Origin of the sequence: Pseudoalteromonas sp. S3260, from assembly GCF_005886925.1 — a bacterium.
Classification (GTDB): Bacteria; Pseudomonadota; Gammaproteobacteria; order Enterobacterales; family Alteromonadaceae; genus Pseudoalteromonas; species Pseudoalteromonas tetraodonis.
This window is the reverse complement of the sequence record NZ_PNCV01000155.1, coordinates 1-8,579: the sequence shown is the minus strand read 5'-3', so window position 1 is coordinate 8,579 and position 8,579 is coordinate 1. Positions and strand designations below refer to the sequence as shown.

Below are 8,579 nucleotides of genomic sequence, written 5' to 3'. Positions count from 1 at the left end.
AAGGTCAACAGACCCTAGTTATTTGAATCCAGATACAACTAATGTCTAATATTTAATAGTGCACCGCTGAGTAATCCTTGATGAAAAGCCTAAGGCAAGTAATATAAATTGGAGACTAATATGTCACAAAGTATCTACCCAGTTCCTGCGCATATTAAAAACGCAGCGCTCGTCGATAATGAAAAATATAATACGATGTATAAACAGTCTGTAGAAGACCCTGAAGGGTTTTGGGCTGAGCACGGTAAGCGTCTTGACTGGTTTACTCCTTATTCAAAAGTAAAAAACACTTCATTTGATAAAGGCCATATTAATATCAAATGGTATGAAGATGGCTACCTTAATGCATCTTACAACTGTATCGACCGCCACTTAAAAACAAAAGCAGATAAAGTAGCATTAATTTGGGAAGGTGATGATCCTTCGCAAAGTGAAAATATTACCTATCAACAACTACATGACGAAGTCGCTAAATTTGCCAATGGCTTAAAAAAATTGGGTGTAAAAAAAGGTGACCGTGTTGCCATTTATATGCCAATGAGCCCACAAGCTATTTATGCAATGCAAGCTTGTGCCCGTATAGGTGCGATTCATTCTGTTATATTCGGTGGCTTTTCACCATCGGCTATTGCAGATCGCATTAATGATTCAGGCGCTAAGGTGGTGATCACATCAGATGAAGGTCGACGTGCGGGTAACTGTGTACCGCTTAAAGCCAATGTTGATGAAGCAGTGTTACAAGATTCAGTCACTACCGTTGAGCATGTAGTGGTACATAAACTAACTTCAGGCGATGTTGATTGGCACGACCATGATATTTGGTGGCATGACTTAGTTGCTGATGAAGCACCCGAGTGTGAGCCTGAGCGCATGAACGCTGAAGACCCATTGTTTATTTTATACACTTCAGGTTCTACAGGTCAGCCTAAAGGTGTGGTACATACCACCGGTGGTTATTTAGTGTATTCATCTATGACCCACGAATACATTTTTGATTTAAAAGACGATGATATTTTTTGGTGTAGTGCTGATGTTGGCTGGATCACAGGTCATAGTTATATTGCTTATGGGCCGCTCGTTAATGGGTGTACGCAAGTCGTATTTGAAGGTGTGCCAACTTACCCAACTGCTGGTCGTATGGGTGAAGTGGTTGATAAACATAACGTGACTATTTTATACACCGCACCTACTGCTATTCGAGCGCTTATGGCCAAAGGTGATGAGCCAATTGCCAGTTCAAACCGAGATAGCCTGCGTATTTTAGGTTCAGTAGGTGAGCCAATTAACCCCGAAGCGTGGACGTGGTACTACGAAAAAATTGGTAAGTCGAATTGTCCAATTGTAGATACTTGGTGGCAAACCGAAACCGGTGGCATCATGATTGCGCCATTACCAGGTGCAACCGATATGAAACCAGGCTCTGCAACACGTCCATTCTTTGGTATTGCACCTGCATTATTTGATGCTGAAGGTAATACATTGGAAGGTGCGGTTGATGGTAACCTTGTGATTTTAGATAGTTGGCCTTCACAAGCACGAACCGTTTATGGCGACCATGAGCGCTTTGAACAAACCTATTTTAGCGCTTATCCTGGTGTGTACTTTACTGGTGACGGTTGTCGTCGTGATGAAGACGGTGATTATTGGATCACAGGGCGTGTGGATGACGTACTTAATGTGTCTGGGCACCGTTTAGGTACTGCGGAAATTGAAAGTGCGTTAGTTGCTCATGAAGCTGTAGCTGAAGCGGCAGTAGTAGGCTACCCGCATGATATTAAAGGCCAAGGTATTTACGTTTACATAACTCCAAACGAGGGTGTAACGGTGAGTGATGAGCTAACAAAAGAGATCCGTAATTGGGTACGAAAAGAGCTAAGCCCAATAGCATCACCCGATATGATCCAGTGGTCTCCAGGTTTACCAAAAACACGTTCTGGCAAAATTATGCGTCGTATTTTACGTAAAATCGCGGCAAATGAGCACCAACAGCTTGGTGATACCTCAACACTTGCGGATCCGTCAGTGGTTGATGAGCTAGTAGAAAATCGATTAAATCGTTAATTTCGCGTTAAAAGCTTGATTAGAAGTTGATTCTAAACGTAGTATATCGGCTGTTGTCTATTGGATAGCAGCCGAATTTTTGGGAGTGAACAATGAGTCAGTTTTTAATAGCGGACGATCATCCGTTATTTCGTGAAGCACTAAAGGGCGCTTTGAGTGCAAAGTTTGCAGGTTTAGAAGTATTTGAATCAGCGGATTTTGATAGCACATTGCAGGTGTTAAGCGAACAAGAAGATCTTGATATATTACTACTAGATTTACACATGCCAGGTAACGGTGACTTATACGGCTTGATCCGTATACGTGAGGATTACCCAAGCTTACCTATTGCGGTGGTTTCGGGTAGTGAAGATGTAAATATTGTTTCGAAAGTTATGGGTTATGGGGCAATGGGGTTTATTCCTAAGTCATCATCATCTGATGATATTGCCAACGCAATTAACCAAATACTCGAAGGCGATACTTGGCTGCCAACCGAACTAAAAAGTAAAGTGGCTGAAATAGAAGGCGCAGATAGAGAAATTGCTGCACAAGTAGCATCACTTACTCCACAGCAATACCGCGTATTACAATATTTGCACGAAGGTTTACTGAATAAACAAATTGCGTACGAACTTCACATTTCAGAAGCGACCGTCAAAGCACACATCACTGCCATATTTAGAAAACTCGGTGTTTATAATCGAACTCAAGCTGTTTTAATTGCTGCAAAACTACAACTAGAACCCATAGAGCAAGCTTAAGCAGACTAAATAAGAGGCGATAGCCTCTTTTTTGTAACCCCATCACAACAAACCCATCTATTAATTACCATGACATAACAAGTCATTCATCTTTATTACATGACCTGCTCAGAAAATAATGCTAGGTTACGGGCATTTTGTAATTAAGAGATCATGGTATGTCAGACTCAATGGACTCACCACACACATCCCAAGATGAAAATCAGGCCGCAAAGGGCGGTTGGTTTAATCGATTTTTAGCCACGGTAGAGTTTTTAGGGAATATGCTTCCCCATCCAATTACCTTATTCGCGCTGTTTTGTATTGCCATTATTTTATTTAGTGGCGTTGCTGATTGGTTTGGACTTAGTGCTATAGATCCTCGCCCTGAGGGCTCTGCTGGGCGCGATCCAGATGGTGTTATTGAAGTAGTAAGCTTACTCAGTGCCGAGGGCTTACAGCGTATTGTAACGGGGCTGGTGACCAACTTTACTAGCTTTGCGCCATTAGGGACTGTATTAGTTGCGCTATTAGGTGTGAGTGTAGCTGAGCATTCAGGGCTATTATCTGCCGCTATGCGTGGCATGGTAATGGGGGCATCAAAACGCTTAGTGACCTTTATGGTGGTGTTTGCCGCTATTTTATCAAATACAGCATCTGAGCTGGGTTATGTAGTATTGATTCCGCTAGCGGCAATGATATTTCATAGCTTAGGTCGTCATCCGCTTGCAGGCCTTGCTGCGGCATTTGCTGGTGTATCGGGTGGCTATAGTGCTAACTTATTACTGGGTACTATCGATCCGTTATTAGCAGGTATTACGACGCCTGCAGCACAAATGATTGACCCAACTTACCAAGTAGGCGCAGAAGCAAACTGGTATTTCATGATGATATCGGTATTTTTAATTGCCATATTAGGCACGCTAGTCACTGAGAAAATTGTTGAGCCACGTTTAGGTAAATATAACCCAGATGAAGCCAGTGAAGATTTAGCTCAAAATAATATTGCCGGTTTAACTGACAAAGAAAAATCAGGTTTAAAATGGGCTGGAGTTTCATTACTTGTTGTTTCGTTGTTGCTCGCTTGGACGATTGTACCCGCAGACGGTATTTTACGTAACCCTGAAACAGGTCTAGTTGCTCACTCGCCGTTTTTAAAAGGGATTGTGGTTTTTATTTTTGTCACCTTTGGTATTCCGGGTTTTGTGTATGGTCGCGTGGTTGGCACCATGAAAAATGATAAAGACGTGATAAATGCCATGAGCAAAAGTATGAGCTCTATGGGCATGTACATTGTATTAGTGTTTTTTGCTGCGCAGTTTGTGGCATTTTTTAAATGGACTAACTTAGGCACCATTTTAGCGATTAACGGTGCCGCGTTACTACAAGCTCTTAGCTTAACTGGGCCGGAAGTATTTGTACTGTTTATTTTGATGTGTGCTTTAGTGAACTTAACTTTAGGCTCATCGTCAGCGCAATGGGCAGTAACAGCACCTATCTTTGTTCCTATGCTAATGCTTATAGGTTATGCACCCGAGACAATTCAAGCGGCTTATCGTATTGGTGATTCAGTAACTAACTTAATTACCCCGATGATGAGTTACTTTGGTTTAATCCTCGCGGTTGCTACTAAATACAAAAAAGACATGGGAATAGGTACTTTGGTAGCCACTATGTTGCCATACAGCTTAATCTTCTTTGTTGGCTGGGTGGTACTGTTTTACTTATGGGTATTTGTTTTAGGTATGCCAGTAGGCCCTGGGGCACCAACGTATTACACACCCTAGTTAAGTAAGGTTTATTATTTACTTATAAAACTGCCAGCTTATTAGCTGGCATTTTTAATAGCTATATAAAGCTAATTATGAAAATACGACGGTTTTATTGCCGTTAATAAACAGCTAGAGTATTACCAAGTTAGTTTAATAACATGCCGCCTAAACAGAGGCTTCTTTTGGAGCTAATAATACAACTTTGGTTTTTTCTTAGCCGTGCAGTGCCTCTTTGACGTTAGCAGGAAATCCTTCGCAAAGTTATAATAAAAAATCGCTGCGGGATTAGCCTGTGAGTTCTGCTCTCATAAAAAGCGTTGTGCATCTTTATCAACAAGGCCTAATAATATCTAAATTATGCTGATTACAGAGTTTGGTAATTTTGGCTAAGCCTATATCGTCTGCGTATTAGTTGGTTAGTGTATTACTTATTTTCCTCATTTCCCTCCCTGTCTTTACTGCGCTTGCAGGGGGGGGGAATTACATTTACATCAATGTGTAGAGAGGGGGATTTTAGTGTGGAAAGATGCCACCTAATAATAAGGTGGCATATATAGATAAGCTAAGTTTTTGGCTCAGACGCTAAATCGTCTTCCTGACGTAAAAAACCAGCGGCTTCCTCATCATCTTTGGTTAAAGCTGGCTGCATAGGCACAGCCCGTGTTTGCTGGTTTAACTGGTGCAGTTGAGATGCATTGCCTAAATCGCGTTCGCTAGTGATAGAGGCAATTGATTCTCGATCTTTCAAAAATGCAATTACATCTTTTTTGATTGCTTGTAATTGACCTTCATCTTTATGCATTTCCATAATATGTCGAGGATGCTCGAGGTTTTTCATGCCTGTAGCTGCAAAGGTTGTAGAAACAATGCGCGAAACAATCACCCAAGGCGTTATGCTGCTACGTACCAAGGTATTTTCCGAGCGTGTGCTATCATGAATACCGGTGCCCGTTGATATTTTTGACTCAGTAAATGTGCCCTCGCACTTGAAGTACACGAGTAAAGATTCAAATTGCATTTCAGCAAAAAATAAATGGGCACTATTGCTCAGCAGCTGAGCAAATGCTTTAACTAATATGCCGATAAGCAATAAATGAACACTTGCCATTAACAGCTCGCTAAACTCCATAATATTTTTATTATTAAAGGCTTGTTCAATACTATTTATATTAGCAGCGTCAATATAGTGGTAAATATTAATAAAAGAGTAAGCAAGCAACACAGTAAAGGTAAGCGCTACAATGTAGAGTAAGTTACCACTAATTAACGCAACTAAACGAGAAAGGTTAAAGTGCTTACCTAAATCCATTGTGTGTAGTTTAGGCTGAATCTCTTGAATCATTTCGCCTTTAAACCCGCCTTTTCCTTCAATTTGCTCTTGTAGTTTAGGATCTAGCTCACGATAAACCCTATTAGGTACTTCTTTATAACGGCGATTAGCCATTACTAAGTTATCAAGATTTATAAAAATTTCATCTGGATGAACAGACTCTTGCCAGTTTTCACGTAGTTCTGATACTTCAGCGCTTGGTGTCACTTCGTTTAAACGCGCTTTAATCATCACAAAAACAAGTGCACAACTAAGTGCAGCTAAAATAATAATGGCAGTTAAATAGAGGCCCGCGTTAAGGTTGGGTAATTGCTCAAGCCAATTGTCTATTTGTTGTTTGCTTATGCGCTGTTCTTGCATTATCCACGACATAGACAGGCCTATAGCAATGGGCAATATAAAGGATAAAGAAATGATTTTAGCAAGAGCACCAGTACCTAAGGCTTCAATATTCTTCTCTGCATTACGTGAAATAGGTTTGCCAGAAGAGCGCCAAGAAAACAGCACATAAAACATTAATATGGCACTATATATTGGAAAAGCTAGTTCGCCAGCTTCACCGGTAAAACCAGACAGTGACACAAAGGCGACCAATGCGTAAGCGATAAGAGCAACCAGTGTGCTTATCCATGAGCCAAATAAACGTTGGGCAACATTACGTATTGGGTAGGGTAAAAATAATAGTTTTGGTACTAAACTATGTAGCAAACGCGATAAAAAGCCATTCGGTTCTTTAAAAGTACTGTTTTTGCGACCAACAAGCATTTCTTCTAATGTTTGCGCAGTGTAGGCTACTTCGTTTTTTTCTTCTTGTGCAGTTGAGGTTTGTGACTTACTAAAATTAAACGCCAACGATGTCGGGTGGTTTCTACCTACGAAGTACTTAAGCGTTGCATAAATGCCACCCGATAAAGTCCGAATTCCTAGGGCGAGTATTAACATGCCAAATATCATTAAGATCCAACCTGCTGTTGCATCTTCTTTTACAGAGCTAGACGCGATAACAAGCAAGCTGATGCCAACAACAGATTCAATAAGCCCTCTTATTGCTTTTACTTTACCTTCCAGTTTGAAAGGGTTTTTTAGTCCAAGATCTATTGATCCGTAATCAAAAGCCATCAAATGCTCCTTATAAATAGTAAACCTTAAAAAGGGAATATCAGCATAGCTAAAATAATGCATGCATTAAGACATTATTGCTTAATTTCTGATTATATATCAATAATATTGTTCAGCTTAAGGTTACTTGAATATGATAAGTTAAATCTCTTAAAAGTTGTTATTGCTTAAAAGGGAGTGTAGTAAATAACCTGATATTTCAGCTAACCCATAAAGTGAATGGTTTTGCCAAGAGGAAAATTGCATATTTTGGCCGTAGAGGTTGATAGTAAGGCTGTGGTAAATAATGATGTAAATCTAAAAGAAGTCACTATTCTCGGTTCTACTATGTTGAATTTACTTGCAATAGAAAACAGCTGATACGTAAATTTACTTTGTTTTAATAAAGTCTCTTAACCAGTGTTTAGGTTTAGTTATATTGAAAAAACAAATGCCAGCTTAGTAGCTAGCATTTTAATTTTGATATAAAGCTAATTATGAAAACACCACTGTTTTATTGCCATTAATAAACAGCTTGTGTTCTGATGCTAGTTGCAGTGCTTTACAAAACACCGTTTTCTCTACATCTTTACCCATTTTAGCCATCATCTCAGCTGTATTCGCATGGGTCACACTCGATACGTCTTGTAAAATAATCGGGCCTTCGTCTAGCTCATTATTAACAAAGTGAGCCGTGGCACCAATAATTTTGACACCACGTTCAAATGCCTGGTGATATGGTTTTGCACCAATAAAAGCCGGTAAAAATGAGTGATGAATATTGATGATTTTACCCTCAAATCGACCAACAAACTCAGGGCTTAAAATACGCATGTATTTAGCTAGGCCAATAATGTCAGGGTTATAGCTGGCAATTAAGTCACCGACTTTTTCGTCGTGCTCACTGCGCGTAAGTCCTTCATGAGAAACCACATGAAAAGGAATATTAAACCCTTTCACTAGAGGCTCTAGAGTAGGGTAGTTAGCGATAACGGCGAGTATCTCTATGTTTAGAGCTTGTTCAAATTGCTTAAGTAACATTCCGCCTAAGCAATGAGCTTCTTTTGTGGCTAATAGTACCACTTTGGTTTTTTCTTCACCGTGCAGTGCCACTTTTGCGCCAGCTGGTAATACGTCGCGCAGTTGTGACAAAAACTCAGCATGTGGTTCGCCCGTAAGCTCTGTGCGCATAAAAAAGCGTTGTGCATCTTTATCAACAAATTCGTTATTACGAATAATATTTAAATTATGCTGATTACACAGTCCGGTAATTTTGGCGATTAAGCCTATATCGTCTGCGCATTGGGTGGTTAGTATATAACTCATTTTCCTCATTCTTACCCAGTGGTTAGTTGCTTCATTATTTGTCTTTTAACTCAGAAAGCAAGACCTTTGTGTGATAGCCAATGTTTAATTTTAATTTACGCTAAGATAGCGTTAGTAAGGTTAATTTAGCTTTAAGTAAGTTTAACAAATTGTGTTCTAGTAAGGATTTAAAACAAGGAACTAAATCAGTTGTTTATTACTATATTTATACTATTGTTTAGCTAAAAAGTTGTTTTTAGTGTGCTTTACTCACGGCTAGCGCATTTTAAT

General features: G+C 39.8%; 5 protein-coding genes. 3 read left to right on the top strand and 2 right to left on the bottom strand.

Annotation, left to right across the window (positions count from 1 at the left end; all coding sequences use genetic code 11):
- The first annotated feature begins 120 nt into the window (after window positions 1-120).
- The 3 genes from acs (at window position 121) to CWC14_RS17410 (ending at window position 4,570) form a co-directional block, all read left to right on the top strand.
- Entirely contained in the window at window positions 121-2,061 is a 1,941-nt protein-coding gene (gene acs, locus CWC14_RS17420) for an acetate--CoA ligase (protein WP_138564152.1), read from the top strand.
- A 92-nt stretch (window positions 2,062-2,153) separates the two neighbouring features.
- Complete coding sequence (locus tag CWC14_RS17415; RefSeq protein ID WP_008111545.1) at window positions 2,154-2,804, top strand: response regulator transcription factor; 651 nt, start codon at window positions 2,154-2,156, stop codon at window positions 2,802-2,804.
- 158 nt (window positions 2,805-2,962) lie between these two features.
- Window positions 2,963-4,570 carry an AbgT family transporter gene (locus CWC14_RS17410; RefSeq protein WP_138564150.1) on the top strand — a complete coding sequence of 536 codons (1,608 nt, stop codon included), beginning with the start codon at window positions 2,963-2,965 and terminating at the stop codon, window positions 4,568-4,570.
- A 547-nt stretch (window positions 4,571-5,117) separates the two neighbouring features.
- Here CWC14_RS17410 and CWC14_RS17405 read toward each other — a convergent pair.
- Both CWC14_RS17405 and purU read right to left on the bottom strand, forming a co-directional pair.
- Window positions 5,118-7,004, bottom strand: a complete 1,887-nt coding sequence (locus tag CWC14_RS17405) for a hypothetical protein (RefSeq protein ID WP_138564148.1) — start codon at window positions 7,002-7,004, stop codon at window positions 5,118-5,120.
- Window positions 7,005-7,478: 474 nt separating this feature from the next.
- A complete protein-coding gene (gene purU, locus CWC14_RS17400) occupies window positions 7,479-8,309 on the bottom strand; it encodes a formyltetrahydrofolate deformylase (protein WP_054201777.1) in 831 nt (276 codons plus the stop codon).
- Window positions 8,310-8,579 lie beyond the last annotated feature (270 nt).

What these genes read in the sequence shown, in the direction of transcription:
- acs (WP_138564152.1), top strand. Translation starts at nt 121, where the DNA reads ATGTCACAAAGTATCTACCCAGTTCCTGCGCATATTAAAAACGCAGCG.
- CWC14_RS17405 (WP_138564148.1), bottom strand. Translation starts at nt 7,004, where the DNA reads ATGGCTTTTGATTACGGATCAATAGATCTTGGACTAAAAAACCCTTTC.
- purU (WP_054201777.1), bottom strand. Translation starts at nt 8,309, where the DNA reads ATGAGTTATATACTAACCACCCAATGCGCAGACGATATAGGCTTAATC.
- CWC14_RS17415 (WP_008111545.1), top strand. Translation starts at nt 2,154, where the DNA reads ATGAGTCAGTTTTTAATAGCGGACGATCATCCGTTATTTCGTGAAGCA.
- CWC14_RS17410 (WP_138564150.1), top strand. Translation starts at nt 2,963, where the DNA reads ATGTCAGACTCAATGGACTCACCACACACATCCCAAGATGAAAATCAG.